This is a genomic window from uncultured Kordia sp., from assembly GCF_947496985.1.
GTDB lineage: Bacteria > Bacteroidota > Bacteroidia > Flavobacteriales > Flavobacteriaceae > Kordia.
This window is the reverse complement of record NZ_CANMEZ010000055.1, coordinates 1-212: the sequence shown is the minus strand read 5'-3', so window position 1 is coordinate 212 and position 212 is coordinate 1. Positions and strand designations below refer to the sequence as shown.

Genomic DNA, 212 nt, shown 5'->3' with positions numbered 1-212 from the left:
GGAACGGTGGCAAGTGGGAACACTTCTAATGCATCAGATACTGGAACGGTAACCATCACAGATAATGATACCCCAGCGATGAGCGTTGGAGATGTAACGATCGCAGAAGATGGCGGAAACGCAAGTGTACCAGTGAGTATTGACAATCCAAGTAGTGTAGCTACAGTGGTATCAATTACTACGGTAGACAACAGTGCGACAGATCCAGCTGA

The 212-nt window shown here is 47.2% G+C and carries 1 protein-coding gene; it reads left to right on the top strand.

Annotated elements, in window-relative coordinates:
- Positions 1-212: hypothetical protein (locus tag Q0828_RS24475; protein ID WP_298428008.1), on the top strand; the 212-nt coding region annotated here is incomplete at both ends.